The 21,054-nt window shown below is 55.2% G+C and carries 31 protein-coding genes; all 31 read right to left on the bottom strand.

From position 1 onward, the window contains the following. Positions 1-5 precede the first annotated feature (5 nt). On the bottom strand, positions 6-626 hold the full coding sequence (gene rpsD / locus ASQ50_RS14755) for a 30S ribosomal protein S4 (protein ID WP_058090007.1): 621 nt from the start codon (positions 624-626) through the stop codon (positions 6-8). An 18-nt stretch (positions 627-644) separates the two neighbouring features. Next, complete coding sequence (rpsK, locus tag ASQ50_RS14750; RefSeq protein ID WP_007153992.1) at positions 645-1,034, bottom strand: 30S ribosomal protein S11; 390 nt, start codon at positions 1,032-1,034, stop codon at positions 645-647. A 13-nt stretch (positions 1,035-1,047) separates the two neighbouring features. After that, positions 1,048-1,404, bottom strand: coding sequence for a 30S ribosomal protein S13 (rpsM, locus tag ASQ50_RS14745; RefSeq protein WP_029655315.1), 357 nt, complete (start codon positions 1,402-1,404; stop codon positions 1,048-1,050). Between the two features lie 141 nt (positions 1,405-1,545). After that, positions 1,546-1,659: a 50S ribosomal protein L36 gene (gene rpmJ / locus ASQ50_RS20625; protein ID WP_004580765.1), complete on the bottom strand. Its 114-nt coding sequence runs from the start codon at positions 1,657-1,659 to the stop codon at positions 1,546-1,548. Between the two features lie 33 nt (positions 1,660-1,692). Further along, entirely contained in the window at positions 1,693-3,015 is a 1,323-nt protein-coding gene (gene secY / locus ASQ50_RS14740) for a preprotein translocase subunit SecY (RefSeq protein WP_058090006.1), read from the bottom strand. Positions 3,016-3,032: 17 nt separating this feature from the next. Beyond that, entirely contained in the window at positions 3,033-3,467 is a 435-nt protein-coding gene (gene rplO, locus ASQ50_RS14735) for a 50S ribosomal protein L15 (RefSeq protein ID WP_022989795.1), read from the bottom strand. A gap of 1 nt (position 3,468) precedes the next feature. After that, on the bottom strand, positions 3,469-3,657 hold the full coding sequence (gene rpmD, locus ASQ50_RS14730) for a 50S ribosomal protein L30 (RefSeq protein WP_007153997.1): 189 nt from the start codon (positions 3,655-3,657) through the stop codon (positions 3,469-3,471). A 4-nt stretch (positions 3,658-3,661) separates the two neighbouring features. After that, on the bottom strand, positions 3,662-4,162 hold the full coding sequence (gene rpsE, locus ASQ50_RS14725) for a 30S ribosomal protein S5 (protein ID WP_058090005.1): 501 nt from the start codon (positions 4,160-4,162) through the stop codon (positions 3,662-3,664). Positions 4,163-4,174: 12 nt separating this feature from the next. Next, a complete protein-coding gene (gene rplR, locus ASQ50_RS14720) occupies positions 4,175-4,522 on the bottom strand; it encodes a 50S ribosomal protein L18 (RefSeq protein WP_011784258.1) in 348 nt (115 codons plus the stop codon). Positions 4,523-4,531: 9 nt separating this feature from the next. Next, on the bottom strand, positions 4,532-5,065 hold the full coding sequence (gene rplF, locus ASQ50_RS14715) for a 50S ribosomal protein L6 (protein WP_058090004.1): 534 nt from the start codon (positions 5,063-5,065) through the stop codon (positions 4,532-4,534). 9 nt (positions 5,066-5,074) lie between these two features. Continuing rightward, complete coding sequence (gene rpsH / locus ASQ50_RS14710; RefSeq protein WP_058090003.1) at positions 5,075-5,467, bottom strand: 30S ribosomal protein S8; 393 nt, start codon at positions 5,465-5,467, stop codon at positions 5,075-5,077. 88 nt (positions 5,468-5,555) lie between these two features. Continuing rightward, complete coding sequence (gene rpsN, locus ASQ50_RS14705) at positions 5,556-5,861, bottom strand: 30S ribosomal protein S14 (protein WP_058090002.1); 306 nt, start codon at positions 5,859-5,861, stop codon at positions 5,556-5,558. Between the two features lie 12 nt (positions 5,862-5,873). Beyond that, positions 5,874-6,413, bottom strand: coding sequence for a 50S ribosomal protein L5 (gene rplE / locus ASQ50_RS14700; RefSeq protein ID WP_058090001.1), 540 nt, complete (start codon positions 6,411-6,413; stop codon positions 5,874-5,876). 15 nt (positions 6,414-6,428) lie between these two features. Continuing rightward, positions 6,429-6,749: a 50S ribosomal protein L24 gene (gene rplX / locus ASQ50_RS14695; protein WP_058090000.1), complete on the bottom strand. Its 321-nt coding sequence runs from the start codon at positions 6,747-6,749 to the stop codon at positions 6,429-6,431. Between the two features lie 17 nt (positions 6,750-6,766). After that, entirely contained in the window at positions 6,767-7,135 is a 369-nt protein-coding gene (rplN, locus tag ASQ50_RS14690; RefSeq protein WP_007154005.1) for a 50S ribosomal protein L14, read from the bottom strand. Between the two features lie 18 nt (positions 7,136-7,153). Beyond that, on the bottom strand, positions 7,154-7,420 hold the full coding sequence (rpsQ, locus tag ASQ50_RS14685; protein ID WP_044387650.1) for a 30S ribosomal protein S17: 267 nt from the start codon (positions 7,418-7,420) through the stop codon (positions 7,154-7,156). Position 7,421: 1 nt separating this feature from the next. Continuing rightward, positions 7,422-7,613, bottom strand: a complete 192-nt coding sequence (gene rpmC / locus ASQ50_RS14680) for a 50S ribosomal protein L29 (protein WP_058089999.1) — start codon at positions 7,611-7,613, stop codon at positions 7,422-7,424. Then, complete coding sequence (rplP, locus tag ASQ50_RS14675) at positions 7,613-8,026, bottom strand: 50S ribosomal protein L16 (protein ID WP_044387654.1); 414 nt, start codon at positions 8,024-8,026, stop codon at positions 7,613-7,615. The genes rpmC and rplP overlap by 1 nt, the downstream gene beginning before the upstream one ends. Before the next feature lie 12 nt (positions 8,027-8,038). Continuing rightward, positions 8,039-8,722, bottom strand: coding sequence for a 30S ribosomal protein S3 (rpsC, locus tag ASQ50_RS14670; RefSeq protein ID WP_058089998.1), 684 nt, complete (start codon positions 8,720-8,722; stop codon positions 8,039-8,041). Between the two features lie 11 nt (positions 8,723-8,733). After that, complete coding sequence (rplV, locus tag ASQ50_RS14665; RefSeq protein ID WP_008940674.1) at positions 8,734-9,066, bottom strand: 50S ribosomal protein L22; 333 nt, start codon at positions 9,064-9,066, stop codon at positions 8,734-8,736. 16 nt (positions 9,067-9,082) lie between these two features. Then, the gene (gene rpsS, locus ASQ50_RS14660) at positions 9,083-9,358 is read right to left on the bottom strand and encodes a 30S ribosomal protein S19 (protein WP_058089997.1); all 276 of its coding nucleotides are present in this window, start codon (positions 9,356-9,358) and stop codon (positions 9,083-9,085) included. Between the two features lie 23 nt (positions 9,359-9,381). After that, positions 9,382-10,209, bottom strand: a complete 828-nt coding sequence (gene rplB, locus ASQ50_RS14655) for a 50S ribosomal protein L2 (RefSeq protein ID WP_058089996.1) — start codon at positions 10,207-10,209, stop codon at positions 9,382-9,384. Positions 10,210-10,226: 17 nt separating this feature from the next. Continuing rightward, a complete protein-coding gene (rplW, locus tag ASQ50_RS14650) occupies positions 10,227-10,520 on the bottom strand; it encodes a 50S ribosomal protein L23 (RefSeq protein WP_008174862.1) in 294 nt (97 codons plus the stop codon). Next, positions 10,517-11,122, bottom strand: a complete 606-nt coding sequence (rplD, locus tag ASQ50_RS14645) for a 50S ribosomal protein L4 (protein ID WP_058089995.1) — start codon at positions 11,120-11,122, stop codon at positions 10,517-10,519. The genes rplW and rplD overlap by 4 nt, the downstream gene beginning before the upstream one ends. 11 nt (positions 11,123-11,133) lie before the next feature. Next, positions 11,134-11,772, bottom strand: a complete 639-nt coding sequence (rplC, locus tag ASQ50_RS14640; RefSeq protein WP_058089994.1) for a 50S ribosomal protein L3 — start codon at positions 11,770-11,772, stop codon at positions 11,134-11,136. A 75-nt stretch (positions 11,773-11,847) separates the two neighbouring features. After that, positions 11,848-12,159 (bottom strand): 30S ribosomal protein S10, encoded by a 312-nt coding sequence (gene rpsJ / locus ASQ50_RS14635; protein ID WP_004580743.1) that lies wholly within the window; start codon positions 12,157-12,159, stop codon positions 11,848-11,850. Positions 12,160-12,345: 186 nt separating this feature from the next. Beyond that, positions 12,346-13,542: an elongation factor Tu gene (gene tuf / locus ASQ50_RS14630; protein ID WP_068351553.1), complete on the bottom strand. Its 1,197-nt coding sequence runs from the start codon at positions 13,540-13,542 to the stop codon at positions 12,346-12,348. Between the two features lie 34 nt (positions 13,543-13,576). Next, positions 13,577-15,682 (bottom strand): elongation factor G, encoded by a 2,106-nt coding sequence (gene fusA / locus ASQ50_RS14625; protein WP_058092375.1) that lies wholly within the window; start codon positions 15,680-15,682, stop codon positions 13,577-13,579. 18 nt (positions 15,683-15,700) lie between these two features. Next, positions 15,701-16,171, bottom strand: a complete 471-nt coding sequence (gene rpsG, locus ASQ50_RS14620; protein WP_011784243.1) for a 30S ribosomal protein S7 — start codon at positions 16,169-16,171, stop codon at positions 15,701-15,703. Between the two features lie 113 nt (positions 16,172-16,284). Continuing rightward, entirely contained in the window at positions 16,285-16,659 is a 375-nt protein-coding gene (rpsL, locus tag ASQ50_RS14615; RefSeq protein WP_012139854.1) for a 30S ribosomal protein S12, read from the bottom strand. Positions 16,660-16,824: 165 nt separating this feature from the next. Next, entirely contained in the window at positions 16,825-21,039 is a 4,215-nt protein-coding gene (gene rpoC / locus ASQ50_RS14610; RefSeq protein ID WP_058092376.1) for a DNA-directed RNA polymerase subunit beta', read from the bottom strand. Between the last annotated feature and the right edge of the window lie 15 nt (positions 21,040-21,054).

Below are 21,054 nucleotides of genomic sequence, written 5' to 3'. Positions count from 1 at the left end.
GGGCTTTACTTGGAGTAAAGCTCGACGATGAGGTTCTCGTTGATGTCGGCCGGCAGTTCAGTACGCTCAGGTACTGACTTGTAAACGCCGGACATCTTGTTGGCGTCAACCTCTACCCAGCTTACCGGTGCGCGGCTACCAGCCAGATCCAGTGCACCTTTAACGCGCAGCTGGTTTTTGGCTTTCTCACGCACACTCACAACGTCGCCCGGTTTGACTTGATAGGACGGCACGTTGACCGGCTTATCGTTCACCAGGATCGCCTTGTGAGAGACGAGCTGACGGGCTTCTGCACGGGTAGAACCAAAGCCCATGCGATACACAACGTTATCCAGACGACCTTCCAGAAGTTGCAGCAGGTTTTCACCGGTTGCACCCTTCAGGCGAGCAGCCTCTTTGTAGTAGTTGCGGAATTGCTTCTCAAGCACGCCGTAGATACGACGGACTTTCTGTTTCTCACGAAGCTGTACGCCGTACTCGGACAGACGACCGCGACGCGCGCCGTGCATACCCGGCGGAGTCTCGATGTTGCACTTCGAATCGAGCGCGCGTACGCCGCTCTTCAGAAAAAGATCTGTCCCTTCACGACGAGACAGCTTGCACTTCGGGCCTATATAACGAGCCATATTTCACTGTCTCCTGTGTTAGACGCGGCGCTTCTTGGGCGGACGACAGCCGTTATGGGGAATCGGCGTCACATCAGTGATGTTGGTGATCTTGTAGCCACACGCATTCAGCGCGCGAACTGCAGATTCACGTCCGGGCCCAGGACCCTTAACCTCTACGTCCAGGTTTTTAAGGCCGTATTCAGCAGCCGCATTACCGGCTCTTTCAGCTGCTACCTGCGCAGCAAAAGGTGTACTCTTACGTGAGCCGCGGAAACCGGAACCACCTGAGGTGGCCCAGGACAGGACGTTGCCCTGACGGTCCGAAATGGTCACGATGGTGTTGTTGAAGGACGCGTGAATGTGCGCGACGCCATCAACAACCGTCTTTTTCACCTTTTTACGGGTACGTGTACCTGGCTTTGCCATGTTTGCCTACCTGTTACTTACGAATAGGTTTGCGAGGACCTTTACGGGTGCGGGCGTTGGTCTTGGTGCGCTGGCCACGGACCGGAAGTCCATGACGATGACGCAGACCACGGAAGCAACCGAGATCCTTCAAACGCTTGATGTTCATCTGTACTTCACGACGCAGATCGCCTTCGACGGTGAACTTGCCCACTTCGGTACGAAGTGCTTCAAGCTGCTCGTCGCTCAGGTCTTTGACCTTGACGTCCGGCTTGACGCCGGTTGCATCGCAAAGCTTCTGGGCTGTTGTCTTGCCAACACCAAAGATGTAGGTGAGCGAGATAACAGCATGTTTGTGATCGGGTATATTGACACCGGCTATACGTGCCATCCAAATTACTCCGCGTTCAAAGCTTTGCTGTGTGAATTTTCCGCCACAAAAAGGGCGCGAAATAATAGCGCCTGACCCGCGCGCGAGTCAAGCGCTACTATTCCGAACCCCTTTTACAATGTCAGAGCGATTTCCTGGAAATCAGCCCTGGCGCTGTTTGTGACGAGGCTCCGTGCAGATGACTCGAACTGAGCCATTGCGACGAATTACTTTGCAGTTACGGCAAATTTTCTTTACCGAAGCGCGTACTTTCATTGTCGACTCCAGTTTTCAAGGGGAACAGCTGTGTCAGCCGTTCCGACCATAGCCCTTGAGATTGGACTTCTTCATCAGCGATTCATACTGATGCGACATCAGGTGCGACTGAACCTGAGCCATGAAATCCATCACCACGACTACAACAATCAGCAGTGAGGTACCACCAAGATAGAAAGGTACGTTACCTGCCACCATCAGGAACTGAGGGAACAAGGACACTGCTGCAATATACATAGCCCCGAACAACGTCAGACGGGTCAGTACACCATCGATGTACTTGGCAGTCTGCTCTCCTGGGCGAATGCCCGGGATGAACGCGCCGGAACGCTTGAGGTTATCCGCAACTTCCTTCGGGTTGTACATCAGTGCTGTATAGAAGAAGCAGAAGAAGACCACTGCTGCTGCGAACAGGATGATATACAACGGCTGGCTCGGAGCCAATGCCTGGGAGATGTCACTCAACCATTCCATGCCCTCACCCTGTCCGAACCACTGGCCCAGGGAGGCCGGGAACAACAGAATTGAGGAGGCAAAAATCGGCGGAATAACACCGGCCATATTGACCTTCAGCGGCAAATGACTGGACTGCTGGGCAAACACCCGGCGGCCCTGCTGCCGTTTGGCGTAATTGATGGTCAATCGCCGCTGGCCCCGCTCCATGAACACCACGAAGCCAACCACCGCGATCGCCAGCACACCAATACCGAGCACTACCAGCAGGCTCATTTCACCGTTACGGGCCTGCTCCAGAGTCTGACCAATGGCGCCCGGCAAGCCGGCGACAATCCCTGCAAAAATCAGCAGAGATATACCGTTGCCAACGCCACGCTCAGTGATCTGTTCACCGAGCCACATCATGAACACGGCACCACACACGAAAGACACCACCGCCACAAAGTGGAAGCTGAAGCTGTCGTTGAAGGTGACGCCCTGAGAGGCCAACCCTACAGAAATACCAAAGCCCTGAACCAGGGCCAGGACAACCGTACCATACCGCGTATACTGGCTGATCTTGCGACGACCCGCCTCGCCTTCTTTCTTCAGCTGCTCAAGCTGCGGACTGACCGCAGTCATGAGCTGCATGATAATAGAAGCCGAAATGTACGGCATGATACCGAGTGCGAAGATACTCATGCGCTCAAGCGCACCACCGGAAAACATGTTGAACAGACTCAGGATGGTTCCCTGGTTCTGATCAAACAGTGCCGCCAACCGGTCCGGGTTGATGCCTGGAACGGGAATGTGGGCACCGATCCGGTACACCAACAACGCCAGAAACACGAACCAGAGCCGCGAACGCAGCTCTGCAAATCCCTTTCCGGCGCCCGCAGGCAATGATGCTGTCTTGGCCATTTAGTCCTCGACTCGTCTTAGTCTTCGACTTTCCCACCCGCGGCAATGATTGCCTCGCGTGCGCCTTTGGTGACACGTAGCCCTTTCACGGTTACAGCGCGATCCAGCTCACCGGACAGCATAACCTTGGCTTCGCGAATTTCTTCGCGAATGATGTCAGCCTTCTTCAGTGCAGCCAGATCGACCACGTCGCCTTCAACCTTCGCCAGCTCGTTCAGGCGAATTTCGGCAACATAGCGCTGCTGGCGGGAAGTGAAACCAAACTTGGGCAGACGACGGGCCAAAGGCTGCTGACCACCCTCGAAACCAGGCGCTACGGAGCCACCGGAACGGGATTTCAGACCTTTATGACCGCGACCACCAGTTTTACCCAGACCGCTACCGATACCACGACCGACACGCTTGGCGGAAGGACGTGAACCAGGTTCCGGAGCAAGTTCGTTCAGACGCATCTTAGTTCTCCTCAACCTGCACCAGGTAGTTAACCCGGTTGATCATGCCGCGAATAGAAGGTGTATCTTCCACTTCAACGGTATGACCGATTTTACGAAGACCCAGGCCTTTCACACACAGCTTGTGCTTGGGCTGACAGCCGATCGGGCTGCGGGTCAGAGTTACTTTGATCGTTTTTGCGTTCGCCATGACTTCAACCCAGAATATCTTCGACGGATTTACCGCGCTTGGCTGCAATATCTTCAGGCGCCTTCATGGCCTGCAGACCCTTGATGGTAGAACGTACAACGTTCACCGGGTTGGTAGAGCCGTAGCACTTGGACAGTACGTTGTGTACGCCGGCCACTTCCAGTACCGCACGCATCGCACCACCGGCGATAATACCGGTACCTTCAGATGCAGGCTGCATGAACACCTTGGAGCCACCGTGCTGGGCACGAACTGCGTACTGCAGGGTGGTGCCGTCAAGGGCCACGTCTACCATGTTCTTGCGAGCAGCTTCCATCGCCTTCTGGATGGCAACCGGGACTTCCCGGGCCTTACCACGACCGAAACCAACGCGTCCTTTGCCATCACCCACTACAGTCAGTGCGGTGAAGGCAAAAATACGGCCGCCTTTAACTACCTTGGCGACGCGATTGACCTGAACCAGCTTTTCCTGGAGCTCAGGCGCCTTCTGTTCGTTAACGCTCATCTTCTCCACCTCTTAGAATTGCAAGCCAGCTTCACGGGCTGCGTCGGCAAGAGCCTGTACACGACCGTGATAACGGTAACCTGAGCGGTCAAAAGCGACCTTCTCAATGCCTGCCGCCTTGGCACGCTCAGCAATCAGCTGACCGACCTTCTTGGCAGCGTCCACGTTACCGGTTGCACCCTGGCGCAGTTCCTTATCCAACGTGGAGGCAGTGGCCAGCACTTTGCTGCCATCTGCAGTCGTAACCTGGGCGTACATATGACGCGGCGTGCGGTGAACGCACAGACGGTCGGTACCCAGTTCACGGATCTTCATGCGCACTTTGCGTGCGCGACGCAATCTTTCGTTATTCGCGCTCATAGTCCCGCCTTATTTCTTCTTGGCTTCTTTGCGTCTGACCTGCTCATCCGCATAACGAACACCCTTGCCCTTATAAGGCTCGGGCGGACGGAACGCGCGGATTTCAGCAGCGACCTGGCCAACCTGTTGCTTGTCGATACCGCGAATCACAACTTCCGTATTGGACGGAGTTTCAGCGGTAACACCCTCGGGCAGCTCGTACTCAACCGGGTGAGAAAAACCCAGTGTCAGATTGAGCTTCTTACCTTGCGCCTGCGCACGATAACCTACGCCCGTCAGCTGCAGCTTACGCTCCCAGCCTGTGGATACGCCGGTAACCATGTTGTTAACCAGCGCACGAGTAGTACCAGCAAGAGCGCGGGACTGTTTCGCACCATCGCGGGCCGCAAAGCGAAGAGAACCCTCTTCCTGCTTCACTTCAACCGCTTGGTGAATGGTGAATTGGAGAGCTCCCTTGGAGCCCTTCACATTAATTTCCTGTCCGTTCAGCTTAACCTCAACACCGGAAGGCAGCACGACAGGATTATTGGCAACCCTGGACATGTGTATCTCCTAGAATACGGTGCAGATGACTTCGCCACCCACGCCTGCAGCACGTGCGGCGCGGTCTGTCATAACGCCCTTGGACGTTGAGACAATCGCGACTCCCAGACCGCCGGAAACCTTCGGCAGTTCCCCAGCGCCTTTGTACTGGCGCAGACTCGGACGGCTGACCCGCTTGATCTCTTCAATAACCGGCTTGCCGCCGAAGTATTTCAGAGTGATGGTCAGCTCGGGCTTCGCGTCAGCTGAAACAGAAAAATCTGCTACGTAGCCTTCGTCCTTAAGGACCTGGGCCACGGAGACCTTCATTTTTGAAGACGGCATCGTCACATCAGCTTTCGATGCCATCTGGGCATTACGGATACGGGTAAACATATCCGCAAGCGTGTCTTGCATACTCATTAGTATGAGGCTCCTGATCTTTTTAGTTGTGCAGCGGCGTGCCGCACCGCTTACCAACAGGCACCTGACCGAAGTCAGGCGACCTATCTTACCAGCTTGCCTTGGTCAGGCCCGGAACGTCACCGCGCATGCCGTACTCACGGAGTTTGATCCGTGACAGTTCGAACTTGCGCAGAACGCCGTGGGGACGACCAGTCACCTGGCAACGATTCCGAAGACGTGAGGGACTCGCATCACGAGGCAGCTGCTGCAGCTTCATTTGCGCGTTCCAACGATCTTCTTCGCTGGTATTCGGGTTTTTGATAATCGCCTTGAGCTCGGCGCGCTTGGCTGCGAATTTAGCCACAGTCTTTTCGCGCTTGAGCTCACGGTTTTTCATTGAAACCTTCGCCATGTCACTCGTTCCTTATTTCTTGAACGGAAAGCCAAAGGCTTTCAACAGTTCGCGACCTTCGTCGTCGGTACCGGCAGTGGTGGTGATGGTGATATCCAACCCGCGGATCTTGTCGACTTTGTCGTACTCGATCTCAGGGAAGATGATCTGCTCACGAACACCCATGCTGTAGTTACCGCGACCGTCGAAGGATTTCGGGTTCAGACCGCGGAAGTCACGAATGCGGGGAACCGCAATGTGCACCAGGCGATCAAAGAAATCCCACATACGCTCACCGCGCAGGGTCACCTTACAGCCAATCGGCCAACCTTCACGGATTTTGAAACCCGCTACGGATTTGCGCGCCTTGGTAACAACCGCTTTTTGACCCGCCAGGCGCTCAAGATCCGCCACCGCGTTTTCAATCAGCTTTTTGTCACCAACCGCTTCGCCAACACCCATGTTCAGGGTGATTTTCTCGATACGCGGCACCTGCATAACGTTCTTGTAACCGAACTCTTTCTGCAGGGCGGGTACCACTTCCTTAGTGTACTGCTCTTTCATGTTAAGCATCGTAACCACCACCGCTTACTGGTTATCGACAGCTTCTTTCGTGGACTTGAAGATCCGCACTTTGCTGCCGTCTTCCTTGATCTGGAAGCCAACACGATCGGCTTTGCCGGTCTGCGGATTAAAAATAGCCACGTTGGAAGCCTGGATAGGCGCTTCTTTTTCGACGATACCGCCCGGGGTGCCAAGCATCGGGTTCGGCTTTGTGTGTTTCTTCATCATATTGATGCCAGAAACAAGCACGCGACCGTCGTCCAGAACTTTCAGGACTTTACCACGTTTGTCTTTGTCTTTCCCCGTGGTGACGATTACTTCGTCATCTCGTTTGATCTTTTTCATAACCGGCCTCTGGTCCTTTAAAGTACTTCGGGTGCCAGTGAGATAATCTTCATGAACTTCTCGTTACGCAGTTCACGGGTAACCGGTCCGAAGATACGGGTACCAATGGGAGCGTCCTGATTGTTCAGAAGTACCGCCGCGTTACCGTCAAAACGGATCAGTGAACCGTCCGGACGACGCACACCCTTACGGGTACGTACTACAACAGCCTTGAGGACCTGGCCTTTCTTCACCTTACCGCGGGGGATGGCTTCCTTAACGGTTACCTTGATGATATCCCCAACGCTCGCATAACGCCGGTGAGATCCGCCCAGGACCTTGATGCACATAACCTGACGTGCACCACTGTTATCCGCGACTTCAAGCATTGTTTGAGTCTGAATCATGGTTGTTCTCCGGGCGAATTACACCTTGGACGCGCGTTCGGTGACTTCCACCAGGGCCCAGCTTTTGGTCTTGGAGACCGGGCGGGTTTCCTGGATGGTTACGATGTCGCCGATGTTGCACTGATTGCTTTCATCGTGCGCATGGATCTTGGTCGAGCGCTTCATGTACTTACCGTACAGAGGATGTTTCACCTGACGCTCAACCAGGACCACGATGGACTTGTCCATCTTGTTGCTCACGACCTTGCCGCTCAGAGTTCTGGCAGTTTGGGTAGCTTCGGTCATGTCACTGTCCTGCCTTTTCATTCAATACCGTTTTAACGCGAGCGATATCGCGCTTCACCTTGCCGAGGAGGTGAGACTGATTCAGCTGACCTGTCGCTTTGCGCATGCGCAGGTTGAACTGCTCCTTCAGGAGGTCGATCAGCTCTTTGTTCAGCTCCTCGACTGACTTTTCACGCAGCTCTGTTGCATTCATCACATCACCGTCCTCGTTACAAAGGTGGTCTGTACCGGCAGTTTGGCCGCTGCAAGAGTGAAGGCCTCACGAGCGATTTCCTCGGAAACACCTTCCATCTCGTACAACATACGGCCCGGCTGAATTTCAGCCACCCAATACTCGACAGAACCTTTACCTTTACCCATCCGTACTTCAAGCGGCTTACCGGTGATCGGCTTGTCCGGGAAAACCCGGATCCAGATCTTACCGCCCCGCTTGATACGACGTGTCATAGTACGACGTGCCGCCTCAATCTGGCGCGCAGTTATACGCCCGCGACTGGTCGCTTTCAATCCGTATTCACCGAAGCTCACCTTGTTGGCGCGGTGAGCAAGACCGGTGTTACGGCCTTTCATTACCTTGCGGAATTTGGTGCGTTTTGGTTGCAGCATAAGAGTGCCCCTTTACTTAGAACCTTTCTTCCCAGAGGCTTTCTTGTCAGCACGGACCTGCTCCATACCACCAAGAATCTCACCTTTGAAGATCCATACCTTTACGCCGATAACGCCGTAAGTGGTGTGCGCTTCATAGGTTGCATAATCAATATCTGCACGCAATGTGTGCAGAGGTACACGACCTTCGCGATACCACTCGGAACGTGCGATTTCAGCACCCCCAAGACGACCGCCAACCTGAATCTTGATACCCTTGGCACCCTGACGCATGGCGTTCTGAACCGCACGCTTCATGGCGCGACGGAACATCACACGACGCTCCAGCTGACCGGCAACGTTTTGCGCTACCAGGCGGGCATCCAGGTCCGGCTTGCGGACTTCTTCGATGTTGATGTGCACAGGCACACCCATCATGTCGCTGACTTCGCGACGCAGACGGTCAACATCTTCACCCTTCTTACCGATAACAATACCGGGGCGGGCGGTATGGATCGTGATCCGGGCGTTCTGAGCAGGGCGCTCGATCACGATCTTGCTGACAGACGCCTTAACCAGACGCTTGTCCAGGAACTCGCGAACCTGAATATCATTCAGCAGATTCTTCGCGTAGTCCTTCTTGTCGGCATACCACACTGAGTTGTGCTCTTTGATCACACCCAGGCGCATGCCGGTTGGATTTACTTTATGACCCATCTGAGCATCTCCTACTTGTCGGCGACCTTGACGGTGATATGACAGGTGCGCTTGAAAATACGGTCAGCGCGCCCCTTGGCTCGAGCTTTGATTCGCTTGAGCGTTGGGCCCTCATCCACCATGACGGTGGAAACCCGCAGATCATCTACGTCCAGACCTTCGTTGTGCTCAGCGTTGGCAATGGCGGATTCAAGAGCTTTCTTGATCACAACCGCTGCCTTCTTCGGGCTGAAAGTCAGAATGTTCAGGGCGTCCTCAACAGCCTTGCCGCGTACCTGGTCGGCAACAAGACGTGCTTTCTGAGCTGAGAGGCGAGCGCCCTTGTACTTGGCTGCTACTTCCATTTCTATTACCTCACAATCAGCGTTTAGCTTTCTTGTCGGCCGCATGACCACGATAAGTACGCGTTGCCGCGAACTCACCCAGCTTATGACCCACCATATCTTCGGTGACATAAACTGGCACGTGCTGCTTGCCGTTGTGGACTGCAATGGTCAGGCCTACCATCTCCGGAAAGATTGTTGACCGGCGGGACCAGGTTTTGATCGGCCGCTTGTCATTTGCTTCCAGAGCTGCCTCGACCTTCTTCAACAGATGCAGGTCTATAAAAGGACCTTTCTTCAAAGAACGTGGCACAGCAATTACCTCTATGTAGTCGTTTACTTGGCTGAACGACGACGTACTATCATCTTGTCAGTACGTTTGTTCTTACGAGTCTTATGCCCTTTGGTCGGAACACCCCACGGAGTAACCGGGTGACGCCCGCCAGAGGTACGCCCTTCACCACCACCATGTGGGTGGTCAACTGGGTTCATAGCAACACCACGCACTGTTGGACGTTTACCGCGCCAACGTGATGCACCCGCTTTACCAAGCTGCTTGAGGCTGTGCTCGCTGTTGGATACTTCACCCAGCGTTGCACGGCAATCTACAAGCACCTTACGCATTTCACCTGAACGCAGGCGGATAGTGGCATAAGCCCCTTCCCGAGCTACCAGCTGTACGGATGCGCCCGCGGAGCGAGCCAGCTGGGCACCTTTGCCAGGCTTGAGTTCGACGCAGTGGATCACAGAACCGACCGGAATGTTCCGGAGCGGCAGAGTGGAGCCCACCTTAATCGGCGCGTCGACGCCGGACCGCACAGGATCACCTGCCTTCATACCTTTGGGAGCGATGATGTAGCGACGCTCGCCATCGGAGTACTTCAGCAGCGCGATGTGCGCAGAGCGGTTAGGATCGTATTCCAGGCGCTCAATAACCGCCGGGATACCATCTTTGGTCCGCTTGAAATCGATGACACGGTAGTGCTGCTTGTGGCCACCACCAATGTGACGAGTAGTAATGCGGCCAGCGTTGTTACGACCACCTGACTTACTCTTAGTTTCTACCAACGGCTCGTAAGGACGTCCTTTGTGCAGATCCGGGTTGTAAAGTTTTACAACGTGACGGCGTCCGGCAGATGTTGGCTTGGTTTTGACGATCGGCATATTACGACCCCTTTACCTTATTCCACATCCAGAAAATCGATGTCCTGACCTTCTGCCAGCTTGACGTAAGCCTTACGAATGTCATTACGCTTGCCGAACCCGCGGATAGTGCGCTTGAGCTTACCCTTACGGTTCAGAACCTGAACACCTTCTACGGTGACGTTGAACAGCTGCTCAACGGCTTTCTTGATCTCCGGCTTGGTGGCATCGGGTGCTACACGGAATACCACCTGACCACGCTCGGCTGCCAGAGACGCTTTCTCTGATACGTGCGGCCCCAGCAGGACCTTATAAATACGTTCCTGATTCATCCCAGCATCTCCTCGATCTTCTTCAGAGCGGGAACAGTTACCACGACGTTCTCGTAGGCAACCAGGCTGACCGGATCCAGACCTGCCACGTCGCGAACATCCACGTGAGGAATGTTGCGGGAAGCCAGGTGCAGGTTCTGCTCAACGCTATCGGAAAGAATCAGAGCGTTAGATACGCCCAGATCCTTCAGCTTGGCGGTGAACGCCTTGGTCTTGGGACTGTCAACGCTCATATCGTCAACAACCACCAGACGCTCCTGACGGACCAGCTCGGAAAGAATGGAACACATAGCCGCACGATACATCTTGCGGTTAACTTTCTGTTCGAAATCACGAGGCTTGGCCGCAAACGTTACGCCACCTGAACGCCAGATCGGGCTGCGAATGGTACCCGCACGAGCGCGACCGGTGCCCTTCTGACGCCACGGCTTCTTGCCACCGCCACTGACTTCGGAACGTGTTTTCTGAGCCTTGGTACCCTGACGGCCAGCTGCCATGTAGGCAGTTACCACCTGGTGCACCAGTGCTTCATTAAAATCTTTGGCAAATGCAGCGTCGGAAACAGAGATCCCCTTGCCGCTACCAGTAATTGTCAATTCCATCGCACCGCTCCTCAGGCTTTAACTGCAGGCTTGATGACAACGTCGCCGCCAGTCGCACCAGGTACGGCACCACTTACCAGCAGCAGGTTGCGCTCGGCATCGACACGGACGATTTTCAGGTTCTGCACAGTGACCTGCGCGTTACCCATCTGACCGGCCATCTTTTTACCCTTGAATACCTTGCCCGGAGTCTGGTTCTGACCAATGGAACCCGGAGCACGATGAGACAGGGAGTTACCGTGAGTAGCGTCCTGCATGGAGAAGTTCCAGCGCTTGACGCCACCCTGGAAGCCCTTACCTTTGGACTGACCAGTGGCATCAACCACCTGACCGTCTTCAAACACAGAGACTGTCAGCTCGCCGCCTGCAGCAAGGTCTTCACCTTCGCCATCAGCCAGACGAAATTCCCACACGCCACGGCCAGCCTCGACACCTGCTTTCGCAAAGTGACCAGCAGCAGCCTTGCTAACGCGGGAGGCACGACGAGAACCTACGGTTACCTGCACAGCGCGGTAGCCGTCGTTTTCGAGAGTTTTCAGTTGGGTAATGCGGTTGGGCTCAACCTCGATTACCGTTACGGGCAATGCCTGCCCCTCATCCGTAAAAATACGGGTCATACCGGCCTTACGACCGACAACACCAATTGCCATGTTTCACCTCTTAAGTGTACGGGGCTTGCACCCTCTATGGCCTGTGACAGTTACACAGACTAATACCGGGCGGTATTAGCCGAGGCTGATCTGAACGTCTACACCTGCTGCCAGGTCCAGTTTCATCAGAGCATCCACTGTCTTCTCCGTTGGCTCAACAATGTCGAGCAAACGCTTGTGGGTACGAATTTCATACTGATCACGCGCGTCTTTATTGACGTGCGGAGAGATCAATACCGTGTACTTTTCCTTGCGCGTCGGCAGAGGAATAGGACCACGCACCTGAGCGCCGGTCCGCTTGGCGGTATCGACGATCTCCTGCGTGGACTGGTCGATCAGGCGATAATCAAACGCCTTCAACCGGATTCGAATCTTTTGGCTTTGCATGATGCACCAAACTCCACTCGTAGCAGCTACTAGTTAGCCGACCTTCAAAAAAAGGAGCCGCATTGTATGCATAATACCCAACCCTGTCAACATCATTGATATTGACGGAGGCCAGGCAGACTTTGCGGCTTAAACAGAAAAAGGGGCTGAACCAGTCAGCCCCTTTTTCCTGATCAAACGAGCAGATTACTCGATGATCTTGGAGACCACGCCGGCACCAACGGTACGGCCGCCTTCACGAATCGCGAAGCGCAGACCATCTTCCATGGCGATCGGAGCGATCAGGGTAACAGTCATTTTCACGTTGTCACCCGGCATTACCATTTCAACGCCTTCCGGCAGTTCACAAGAACCAGTTACATCAGTAGTCCGGAAGTAGAACTGCGGACGGTAGCCCTTGAAGAACGGAGTATGACGACCACCTTCTTCTTTGGACAGTACGTACACTTCACACTCGAACTTGGTGTGCGGCTTGATGGAGCCCGGTACACACAGAACCTGACCACGCTCAACGTCGTCACGCTTGGTACCACGCAGCAGAACACCGACGTTCTCACCGGCACGACCTTCGTCCAGCAGCTTGCGGAACATCTCAACACCAGTACAGGTGGTCTTGGTGGTGTCGCGGATACCCACGATTTCCACTTCGTCACCTACCTTGATGATGCCACGCTCTACACGGCCAGTTACTACGGTACCACGACCAGAGATGGAGAATACGTCCTCGATCGGCATCAGGAACGGCTGATCGATCGCACGCTCCGGCTCAGGGATGTAGTCGTCCAGGGCTTCTACCAGCTTCTTGACAGCGGTAGTACCCATCTCGTTGTCGTCTTTACCTTCCAGAGCCATCAGAGCAGAACCAGTGATGATCGGAGTGTCGTCACCCGGGAAGTCGTACTGGCTCAGCAGGTCACGAACTTCCATCTCAACCAGCTCCAGCAGCTCCTCGTCGTCTACCATGTCAGCCTTGTTCAGGAACACGACAATGTAAGGAACGCCAACCTGACGGGACAGCAGGATGTGCTCACGAGTCTGCGGCATGGGGCCGTCAGCTGCGGAGCAAACCAGGATAGCGCCGTCCATCTGGGCAGCACCGGTGATCATGTTCTTAACATAATCCGCGTGGCCCGGGCAGTCTACGTGAGCGTAGTGACGGGTCGGAGAATCGTACTCAACGTGGGAGGTCGCGATGGTAATACCACGCGCACGCTCTTCCGGTGCGTTATCGATCTGATCGAAAGCACGGCTCTCACCAGCACCCCAAACTTCGTGACATACACGAGTCAGGGCGGCTGTCAGAGTGGTCTTACCATGGTCAACGTGACCAATGGTGCCCACGTTTACGTGCGGCTTGTTACGCTCAAACTTTGCTTTAGACACGGTTACACCTCTTCCTGTTTCTTAAGTCCTGGGATCAACCCTTTTTAATGATCGCTTCGGCAATGTTCGAAGGAGCTTCCGCATAGCGGGAGAACTCCATCGCATAAGACGCCCGACCCTGTGTTGCAGAACGCAGGTCGGTGGCGTAACCGAACATCTCCGACAACGGAACTTCTGCACGGATGACCTTGCCCGCCGGGCTCTCATCCATACCCTGCACAAGGCCGCGACGACGGTTCAGGTCGCCAACAACGTCACCCATGTAATCTTCAGGGGTAACAACCTCAACCTTCATGATCGGCTCAAGAAGGGCAGGATTCGCTTCAAGGGCGCCTTTCTTCATCGCCATGGAACCAGCGATTTTGAACGCCATCTCGTTGGAGTCAACGTCGTGGTAGGAACCATCGTAAAGCGTCGCTTTGATACCCAGCAGCGGGTAGCCGGCCAGACAGCCGTTCTGCATCTGCTCTTCGATACCCTGCTGAACAGCCGGGATGTATTCCTTGGGAACCACACCACCAACGATCTCGTTCACAAAGATGAAGTTCTCGCCATCTTCATCATCCAGAGGCAGCGGCTCAAACTTCACTTTTACGTGACCGTACTGACCACGACCACCGGACTGACGAACAAACTTGCCTTCAACGTCAACCGGCTTGCGGATGCACTCACGGTACGCAACCTGCGGCTTACCGATATTTGCTTCTACCTTGAACTCGCGACGCATACGGTCAACGATGATGTCCAGGTGAAGCTCACCCATACCGGAGATGATGGTCTGGCCGGACTCTTCGTCGGTGCGAACACGGAAAGACGGATCTTCCTGGGCCAGTTTACCCAGGGCAACACCCATCTTCTCCTGGTCAGCTTTGGACTTCGGCTCTACCGCAACGGAGATAACCGGCTCCGGGAATTCCATGCGCTCGAGGATAATCTTGTTATTCTCGTCACACAGGGTGTCACCGGTGGTTACGTTCTTCAGGCCGATCGCCGCAGCGATGTCGCCCGCCAGAACTTCTTTGATCTCTTCACGGTCGTTGGCGTGCATCTGTACCATACGGCCCACACGCTCTTTCTTGCCCTTGACCGAGTTAAATACCGCATTACCGGATTCCAGCTTACCGGAGTAAACCCGGAAGAAGGTCAGGGTGCCTACGAACGGGTCGGTAGCGATCTTGAACGCCAGTGCGGCGAACGGAGCATCGTCGTCAACCGGACGGGTTTCCTCGGTACCTTCGTCATCCACCTCACCGCGGATGGCTTTAACCTCATCCGGGGCCGGCAGGAATTCGATGACCGCATCCAGCACCGCCTGCACGCCCTTGTTCTTGAACGCAGAACCACAGGTAGCCAGAACGATTTCGTTGGCGATGGTACGATCGCGCAGACCTTTCTTGATCTCTTCGTAGGTCAGCTCTTCGCCTTCCAGGTACTTATCCATGTACTCTTCATTGGCTTCGGCAGCTGCTTCAATCATCTGCTCGCGAGCCTTCTCGGCTTCCGCCATCATGGATTCCGGAATGTCGCGAAGTTCGTAGGTCATGCCTTGGTCAGCGTCGTTCCAGTAGATGGCCTTCATGCGAAGCAGATCCACGATACCCTCGAAATCGTCTTCGGCGCCGATCGGCAGCTGGATGGGCACAGTGGTCGCGCCCAGACGGTTACGAATCTGCTCAACAACGCGCATGAAGTTGGCGCCTGCACGGTCCATCTTGTTGACGAACACCATGCGGGGAACTTCATACTTGTTGGCTTGGCGCCATACAGTCTCGGACTGCGGCTCAACACCTGAGGAACCACAGAACACAACCACGGCACCATCAAGAACACGCAGGGAACGCTCTACTTCGATGGTGAAGTCAACGTGCCCCGGGGTGTCGATGATGTTGATACGGTGCTCGGGATACTGCTTGTCCATACCCTGCCAGAAGGTTGTAACAGCGGCAGACGTGATGGTGATACCACGCTCCTGCTCCTGCTCCATCCAGTCTGTAGTGGAAGCGCCGTCATGGGTCTCACCCATCTTGTGACTACGACCGGTGTAATAAAGAATACGCTCGGTGGTAGTAGTCTTGCCCGCATCCACGTGCGCACAGATACCAATGTTTCTGTAACGTTTGATAGGAGTCTTGCGTGCCACGATATAAACCTCGGCTTGTTAGAAACGGAAGTGAGAGAATGCCTTGTTGGCTTCTGCCATGCGATGCACGTCTTCGCGCTTCTTCACTGCGGCACCCTTGCTATCGGCCGCATCAAGAATTTCGCCAGCCAGACGCTGCGCCATGCTCTTCTCACCGCGCTTCCGGGAATATTCAACGAGCCAGCGCATCGCCAACGCGTTCTGACGGGAAGGCCGAACTTCTACCGGCACCTGGTAAGTAGCACCACCCACACGACGGGACTTAACCTCAACCATCGGCTGGATGTTCTCCAGGGCCTTCTCGAACATTTCGATCGGCTCTTCTTTAGATTTCTCGGCAACGATATCCAGAGCACCGTAAACAATGCGCTCTGCAACCGACTTCTTACCGCTTTCCATCACATGGTTGATGAACTTGGCAAGACGTGCACTGCCGAATTTAGGATCGGGAATGATTTCCCGCTTTGCTGCAACTCTTCTTCTAGGCATCGATAAGCCCTTATATCTAAAAGGTCTTCAGGAACCCCTGAGATAGCCAAATGCTACTCAGCCTTACTCTTACCGTTCTTACAAGCAACGATAAAAGACACCCGCTCGGGACATCAGGACTTGGGTCGTTTTGCACCGTACTTGGAGCGGCCCTGCTTACGGTTCTGAACACCCTGGGTATCCAAAGTACCGCGAACAGTGTGATAGCGCACACCCGGAAGGTCTTTTACTCGACCGCCACGGATCAGCACAACACTGTGCTCCTGAAGGTTGTGACCTTCACCACCAATGTAAGAGGAAACCTCGAAGCCGTTGGTCAGACGAACACGGCACACTTTACGAAGTGCTGAGTTCGGCTTCTTCGGCGTTGTGGTGTACACACGAGTGCACACACCACGGCGCTGAGGACAAGCCTGGAGAGCAGGAACGTCGCTCTTGGCTACCTTGCGCTTACGAGGCTTACGCACCAACTGATTAATCGTTGCCATGTAAGCAAACTCCAAAAAACCATACCAATGAAACTTACCCCCTGTGCAGGGGGTAAAATTTAAGGGACGCAAGTGTAAGCCTGCGCCCCGACTCAGTCAAGATGACTGTTCTCTTTTTAACCACCCTCGGGATAAGTAACTACCCCGAGAATGGCACGCCGGCAATCAACCTTCTCGGTTGAGCTCCGCGCTCAGAGCTTCTTCAACATCTGCCGCGGTCACGCCCTGCTCTTCCAGGTCACGCTTGCGACGACGTTCGCTGTGGTAAGCCAGACCGGTACCCGCCGGAATCAACCGGCCAACCACAACGTTTTCTTTCAGACCACGCAGGAAGTCACGCTTACCGGTCACCGCACCTTCGGTGAGGACCCGGGTGGTTTCCTGGAACGAGGCCGCAGAGATGAACGATTCGGTGGCCAGCGATGCCTTGGTAATGCCAAGCAGCAGACGCTCGAATCTGGCCGGCTCTTTGTCCGCCTGATTGGCCTTTTCGTTCTCTTCCAGTACCTGAGTGATTTCCACCTGGTCGCCAGACAGCAGGGTGGTATCACCCGGATCGGTAATTTCCACCTTGCGCAGCATCTGCCGAACGATAACCTCGATGTGTTTATCGTTGATGACAACACCCTGCAGGCGGTAAACGTCCTGGATTTCGTTGGTGATGTACTTGGCCAGCTCGACCACACCCAGCAGACGCAAGATGTCGTGCGGGTTGGACGGACCGTCGGAAATCACCTCACCCTTCTCAACCGTTTCACCTTCGAAAACGTTGAGCTGGCGATGCTTCGGAATCAGAACCTCATAGGCATCGTCATCTTTCGGCGTGATGACCAGGCGCTTCTTGCCTTTGGTCTCTTTACCGAACGACACCACACCACTGATTTCCGCCAGGATGGCAGACTCTTTCGGGCGACGGGCCTCGAACAGGTCGGCAACCCGCGGCAGACCACCGGTGATGTCACGGGTCTTCGAGCTTTCCTGCGGAATACGGGCAACTACGTCACCCAGCTCGATCTTCGCGCCATTAGCCATGGTCACCAGCGCGTTAGCCGGCAGGAAGAAGATCGCGGTACCACCACCTGGCAGTTCTACTTCTTCACCCGCATCGTCAATCAGCTGGATGGCCGGACGAATGTCCTTACCAGCCGCAGGACGCTCTTTCGGGTCAATCACTTCCATGGTGGACAGACCGGTCAGCTCGTCAGCCTGGGTGCGGACAGTAATGCCCTCTTCCATGTTGACAAACTTGGCCGTGCCTTTCGCTTCGGCGATGATCGGGTGCGTGTGCGGATCCCACTTGGCAACCACAACGCCGGCCTCAACCACGTCACCGTTCTTCACAGACAGAACGGCACCGTAAGGCAGTTTGTACCACTCGCGCTCACGACCCTGCTCGTCGGCAATCGCCAGAGCGGAAGAACGGGACACCACAACCAGGGAGCCATCGGTCTTCTCGATGGACTTCAGGTTGTGCAGGCGTACCGTGCCCCCATGCTTGACCTGAATGTTATCCACGGCGGAGGCCCGGCTGGCCGCACCACCAATGTGGAAGGTCCGCATGGTCAGCTGGGTGCCAGGCTCACCGATGGACTGGGCAGCGATAACACCGACGGCCTCACCCACGTTAACCCGATGACCACGGGCGAGATCGCGGCCGTAACACTTGGAGCAGATGCCGTGGCGAGTCTCACAGGTGATCGCAGAGCGAACCCAGATCTCATCCACACCGGCGCGCTCGACCATCTCGACGGTTTTCTCGTCCAGCAATGTGCCGGCCGGAACAACAGCGTTGTCCTTGTCGGTTGGGGTGAATACGTCACGGGCCGTCACACGACCCAGAACGCGATCACCCAGCGGCACAACAACGTCGCCGCCTTCAATGTGCGGCGTCATCAGCAGACCTTCATCGGTACCGCAGTCTTCCTCGGTCACCACCAGGTCCTGGGACACGTCAACCAGACGACGGGTCAGGTAACCGGAGTTAGCGGTCTTCAGTGCGGTATCCGCCAGACCTTTACGAGCACCGTGGGTGGAGATGAAGTACTGGAGTACGTTCAGACCTTCACGGAAGTTCGCGGTAATCGGCGTTTCGATGATGGAGCCATCCGGCTTGGCCATCAGACCACGCATACCGGACAACTGACGAATCTGGGCTGCGGAACCCCGCGCACCGGAATCGGCCATCATGTAGACGGAGTTGAAGGATTCCTGCATCAGGTCTTCGCCGTCTTCGCCCTTCACAGGCTGGCCGTCAGGACCGATAACCTGCTCTTTGGACAGGCGCTCCATCATCGCCTTGGACACTTTGTCGTTGGCGCGGGACCAGATATCGATCACCTTGTTGTACTTCTCACCCTGGGTCAGCAGACCGGATGCGTACTGGTTCTCGATGTCTTTTACTTCGTCAGACGCCGCATCAACCAGCTCATACTTCTCCGGCGGAATCTCGAAGTCGTTGAAGCCGATAGAGATACCGGAACGGGTTGCATAGTGGTAACCCATGTACATCAGTTGGTCAGCAAAGATGACAGTATCTTTCAGGCCAGCGTCCCGATAACAGGTGTTGATCAGGTTGGAAATCGCCTTCTTGACCATAGGACGATTGACGATCTCAAACGGCAGGCCGTCAGGAACGATATCAAACAACAAAGCACGGCCGACGGTGGTATCAACCACACGGTAGGCTTCGGACTTGCTGCCATCTTCGGCATAGGCCACTTCCTTAACCCGCACCTTGACCTTCGCCTGCAGGTCAACCTTGCCGGCACCATAGGCACGATGGGCTTCTTTGACATCAGCAAACACCATGCCTTCACCCAGGGCAGCGTGGCGCTCACGGGTCATGTAATACAGACCCAATACCACGTCCTGAGACGGTACGATGATCGGCTCACCGTTCGCTGGAGACAGCACGTTGTTGGTGGACATCATCAACGCACGGGCTTCAAGCTGGGCTTCCAGGGTCAGCGGTACGTGCACCGCCATCTGGTCACCGTCGAAGTCGGCGTTGTAAGCCGCACACACCAGCGGGTGCAGCTGGATCGCTTTACCTTCGATCAGAACCGGCTCGAACGCCTGGATGCCCAGACGGTGCAGGGTGGGCGCACGGTTCAGCAGTATCGGATGCTCGCGGATGACTTCGTCCAGGATATCCCAGACCACGCCTTCCTCGCGCTCGACCATTTTCTTGGCGGCCTTGATGGTGGTCGCCAGGCCACGATGCTCAAGCTTGGAGAAAATGAACGGCTTGAACAGCTCCAGGGCCATCTTTTTGGGCAGACCGCACTGGTGCAGGCGCAGGTACGGACCCACCACGATGACGGAACGGCCTGAGTAGTCGACTCGCTTACCCAGCAGGTTCTGACGGAAACGACCCTGCTTACCCTTGATCATGTCAGCCAGGGACTTCAGCGGGCGCTTGTTGGTGCCAGTGATGGCACGACCACGACGACCGTTATCCAGCAGGGCATCAACCGCCTCCTGCAGCATACGCTTCTCGTTGCGCACGATGATATCGGGAGCGTTCAGCTCCAGCAGGCGCTTGAGACGGTTGTTCCGGTTAATAACGCGACGGTACAGATCGTTCAGGTCGGAAGTGGCAAAACGGCCACCGTCCAGCGGAACCAGCGGGCGCAGATCGGGCGGCAGAACCGGCAGAACGGTCATCACCATGTCGCCCGGCTTGTTACCGGAGTACAGGAACGCCTCAAGAATTTTCAGGCGCTTGCTGAATTTCTTGATCTTGGTCTCGGAGTTGGTCTGGGGGATCTCTTCCCGCAGGGCGTCAACTTCCGCTTGCAGATCGATAGCTTCGAGCAACTCTTTGATGGCCTCGGCCCCCATACGGGCGTCGAACTCGTCACCGAATTCTTCGAGGGCCTCATAGTACTGCTCGTCATTCAGCAGCTGGCCCTTCTCCAGGGTGGTCATACCCGGATCGATCACGATGAAGGATTCGAAGTACAGAACCCGCTCGATATCGCGCAGGGTCATGTCCAGCATCAGGCCAATACGGGATGGCAATGACTTCAGGAACCAGATGTGAGCGACCGGGCTGGCCAGCTCGATATGGCCCATACGCTCACGACGCACGCTGGCCAGTGCGACTTCAACACCGCACTTTTCACAGATAACGCCGCGATGCTTCAGACGCTTGTATTTTCCGCACAAGCACTCGTAGTCTTTGATCGGGCCGAAAATCTTGGCACAGAAAAGACCGTCACGCTCCGGCTTGAAGGTACGGTAGTTAATGGTCTCAGGCTTTTTTACTTCGCCAAAAGACCAGGAACGAATCATGTCAGGCGAAGCCAGTCCGATACGGATGGCGTCGAATTCCTTGCTTTGATTCTGGCTCTTGAGAAGATTCAGCAAATCTTTCATCAGTAAAAGCTCCGG

Origin of the sequence: Marinobacter sp. LQ44, from assembly GCF_001447155.2 — a bacterium.
In the GTDB taxonomy this organism is placed as follows: Bacteria; Pseudomonadota; Gammaproteobacteria; order Pseudomonadales; family Oleiphilaceae; genus Marinobacter.
Note: the sequence above shows the minus strand (reverse complement) of the source record. Positions and strands in the feature narration are given on the sequence as shown.

Excerpts from the sequence above, each read along its gene's own strand:
- rpsD (WP_058090007.1), bottom strand. The coding sequence starts at position 626 with ATGGCTCGTTATATAGGCCCGAAGTGCAAGCTGTCTCGTCGTGAAGGG.
- rpsK (WP_007153992.1), bottom strand. The coding sequence starts at position 1,034 with ATGGCAAAGCCAGGTACACGTACCCGTAAAAAGGTGAAAAAGACGGTT.
- rpsM (WP_029655315.1), bottom strand. The coding sequence starts at position 1,404 with ATGGCACGTATAGCCGGTGTCAATATACCCGATCACAAACATGCTGTT.
- rpmJ (WP_004580765.1), bottom strand. The coding sequence starts at position 1,659 with ATGAAAGTACGCGCTTCGGTAAAGAAAATTTGCCGTAACTGCAAAGTA.
- secY (WP_058090006.1), bottom strand. The coding sequence starts at position 3,015 with ATGGCCAAGACAGCATCATTGCCTGCGGGCGCCGGAAAGGGATTTGCA.
- rplO (WP_022989795.1), bottom strand. The coding sequence starts at position 3,467 with ATGCGTCTGAACGAACTTGCTCCGGAACCTGGTTCACGTCCTTCCGCC.
- rpmD (WP_007153997.1), bottom strand. The coding sequence starts at position 3,657 with ATGGCGAACGCAAAAACGATCAAAGTAACTCTGACCCGCAGCCCGATC.
- rpsE (WP_058090005.1), bottom strand. The coding sequence starts at position 4,162 with ATGAGCGTTAACGAACAGAAGGCGCCTGAGCTCCAGGAAAAGCTGGTT.
- rplR (WP_011784258.1), bottom strand. The coding sequence starts at position 4,522 with ATGAGCGCGAATAACGAAAGATTGCGTCGCGCACGCAAAGTGCGCATG.
- rplF (WP_058090004.1), bottom strand. The coding sequence starts at position 5,065 with ATGTCCAGGGTTGCCAATAATCCTGTCGTGCTGCCTTCCGGTGTTGAG.
- rpsH (WP_058090003.1), bottom strand. The coding sequence starts at position 5,467 with ATGAGTATGCAAGACACGCTTGCGGATATGTTTACCCGTATCCGTAAT.
- rpsN (WP_058090002.1), bottom strand. The coding sequence starts at position 5,861 with ATGGCGAAGGTTTCAATGAAAAACCGTGAGCTCAAGCGCGAAAAGACT.
- rplE (WP_058090001.1), bottom strand. The coding sequence starts at position 6,413 with ATGCTTAACATGAAAGAGCAGTACACTAAGGAAGTGGTACCCGCCCTG.
- rplX (WP_058090000.1), bottom strand. The coding sequence starts at position 6,749 with ATGAAAAAGATCAAACGAGATGACGAAGTAATCGTCACCACGGGGAAA.
- rplN (WP_007154005.1), bottom strand. The coding sequence starts at position 7,135 with ATGATTCAGACTCAAACAATGCTTGAAGTCGCGGATAACAGTGGTGCA.
- rpsQ (WP_044387650.1), bottom strand. The coding sequence starts at position 7,420 with ATGACCGAAGCTACCCAAACTGCCAGAACTCTGAGCGGCAAGGTCGTG.
- rpmC (WP_058089999.1), bottom strand. The coding sequence starts at position 7,613 with ATGAATGCAACAGAGCTGCGTGAAAAGTCAGTCGAGGAGCTGAACAAA.
- rplP (WP_044387654.1), bottom strand. The coding sequence starts at position 8,026 with ATGCTGCAACCAAAACGCACCAAATTCCGCAAGGTAATGAAAGGCCGT.
- rpsC (WP_058089998.1), bottom strand. The coding sequence starts at position 8,722 with ATGGGTCATAAAGTAAATCCAACCGGCATGCGCCTGGGTGTGATCAAA.
- rplV (WP_008940674.1), bottom strand. The coding sequence starts at position 9,066 with ATGGAAGTAGCAGCCAAGTACAAGGGCGCTCGCCTCTCAGCTCAGAAA.
- rplB (WP_058089996.1), bottom strand. The coding sequence starts at position 10,209 with ATGCCGATCGTCAAAACCAAGCCAACATCTGCCGGACGCCGTCACGTT.
- rplW (WP_008174862.1), bottom strand. The coding sequence starts at position 10,520 with ATGAATCAGGAACGTATTTATAAGGTCCTGCTGGGGCCGCACGTATCA.
- rplD (WP_058089995.1), bottom strand. The coding sequence starts at position 11,122 with ATGGAATTGACAATTACTGGTAGCGGCAAGGGGATCTCTGTTTCCGAC.
- rplC (WP_058089994.1), bottom strand. The coding sequence starts at position 11,772 with ATGGCAATTGGTGTTGTCGGTCGTAAGGCCGGTATGACCCGTATTTTT.
- rpsJ (WP_004580743.1), bottom strand. The coding sequence starts at position 12,159 with ATGCAAAGCCAAAAGATTCGAATCCGGTTGAAGGCGTTTGATTATCGC.
- rpsG (WP_011784243.1), bottom strand. The coding sequence starts at position 16,171 with ATGCCTAGAAGAAGAGTTGCAGCAAAGCGGGAAATCATTCCCGATCCT.
- rpsL (WP_012139854.1), bottom strand. The coding sequence starts at position 16,659 with ATGGCAACGATTAATCAGTTGGTGCGTAAGCCTCGTAAGCGCAAGGTA.
- rpoC (WP_058092376.1), bottom strand. The coding sequence starts at position 21,039 with ATGAAAGATTTGCTGAATCTTCTCAAGAGCCAGAATCAAAGCAAGGAA.